This window comes from Photorhabdus kleinii (assembly GCF_025384885.1).
Classification (GTDB): Bacteria; Pseudomonadota; Gammaproteobacteria; order Enterobacterales; family Enterobacteriaceae; genus Photorhabdus; species Photorhabdus kayaii.
On sequence record NZ_JAJAFY010000131.1, the window covers coordinates 1 to 1362 of the forward strand.

General features: G+C 45.1%; 1 protein-coding gene. It reads left to right on the forward strand.

Annotated elements, in window-relative coordinates; all coding sequences use genetic code 11:
* The first annotated feature begins 53 nt into the window (after positions 1 to 53).
* A complete protein-coding gene (locus LG003_RS22955) occupies positions 54 to 1361 on the forward strand; it encodes an IS4 family transposase (protein ID WP_262981759.1) in 1308 nt (435 codons plus the stop codon).
* Position 1362 lies beyond the last annotated feature (1 nt).

The following is a 1362-nucleotide window of genomic DNA, read 5'->3' on the forward strand; positions in this document are numbered from 1 at the left end:
CGATCCAGTGGTTATGTAAGAATCCGTAACTTATAACGATTACGGATTTTTTTATGCTACTCAGCCAAGCTCTTGAGACTATCCATAACTATACACCGGAAGAATTTTCTGCTCTTTCCGACCTTCTTTCACCTGAGATTATTGACGAATGCCTAGTCGATACTGGCGTTGCAACTGTTCGTAAACGCAGGCTTCCGATGGAAATGATGGTCTGGGCGATTACTGGAATGGCCTTGTTTCGCTCTCTGTCCATGAATCAGATTGTCTCTCATCTGGATATACTTCTTCCCGGCAAGCGTCCTTTTGTTGTTCCCAGTGCCGTGGTTCAGGCTCGTCAGCGGCTCGGCGCTGATGTCATAAAACAAGTTTTTGAAAAAACAAGCCGACTCTGGTTTGAAAAAACACCCCTATCTCACTGGAATGGACTCACATTGATGGCATTGGACGGAACACTTTGGCGTACACCAGATACACCAGAAAATGATGCTGCTTTTGGTCGGACAGCGAATGCACATTCATCTTCTGAATGGCCGCAGCTTCGGATGGTCTGCCAAATGGAGGTGACAAGCCATTTACTGGCTGGTGCTGCCTTCGGCAGTGTATCTGCTATCAGCGAGGTTGACCTTGCAGCTCGTCTGGCCAATCAAACATCTGAGCATACGCTAACTATTATGGATAAAGGATTTTATGCGCTTGGACTTCTGCATCACTGGCAGTCATCGGGTACAGAAAAACACTGGATGTTACCACTGAGAAAAGGCGCGCAATACAAGGTGGTACGTAAACTAGGTAAAAAAGATGAACTCGTTGAACTGACATTATCACCTCAAGCGAGAAAAAAATGGGCAAATGCCCCAGCCACGCTGACAGCGAGACTACTGTGTAAGACAATCAAAAATAAAATAGTTTATATACTAACATCAATGACAGATCCGCAGAAATACCCGAAAGCTGACATTGCAGAGCTGTATGGATATCGTTGGGAAATTGAACACGGGTTCAGGGAAATGAAGCAACATATGCTGAAAAACGAGCTGACTCTGAGAAGTAAAAAACCGGAGCTTATCGAGCAGGAGTTGTGGGGTGTTGTACTGGCGTACAATTTGCTGCGTTTTATGATGACTCAGATGGCGTATAGCCAGAAAGGAACAGAACCTTACCAAATAGGGTTTAAGCAGGCTTGCCTCTATCTTACAGGTCAGTTGAGCCTATTACCCCGAGTCTCTCCTGGAAAAATACCTCAGTTTATGTCTCAGTTGCTTGATATGTCTAAAAGCTTTGTGCTGCCAGTAAGAAGGGAAAGGCATTACCCACGGGCAGTGAAAAAAAAGCCGCAACGATATCCGTTACGGCATTCATAAT

Bases quoted from the DNA above. Each gene is read 5' to 3' on its own strand.
- LG003_RS22955 (WP_262981759.1), top strand. From the start codon at position 54: ATGCTACTCAGCCAAGCTCTTGAGACTATCCATAACTATACACCGGAA.